The sequence below is a fragment of the Deltaproteobacteria bacterium genome (assembly GCA_011773515.1).
Taxonomy (GTDB): Bacteria; Desulfobacterota; Deferrimicrobia; order J040; family J040; genus WVXK01.
The window spans coordinates 1-277 of sequence record WVXK01000025.1; positions in this window are offsets into that span (position 1 = coordinate 1).

The window sequence follows — 277 nt, forward strand, 5'->3', positions numbered from 1 at the left end:
GATTTGCTTCGGAAATAAACAGGTTTGGCGATCGGCAAGAACCGGCGATATCATCTTGAAATATGCAAAAAGGCAGAGCCTTTTGACTCTGCCTTGAATGCATGATGATCAGTCCTGACTATCTCTTGAACTTCCGCCTAAGTCTCTCAAAGCTAAAGGAGCTGAGTCAAGAGCAGACTTGACCCCTTTTGCGCTCTTCGTGGGGCGAGCGATTACCAAATAATCGGGAGCCGGGGTTGGCTGCTTCACGGTGCAAAAAAAATTTGCAGTCGACCCC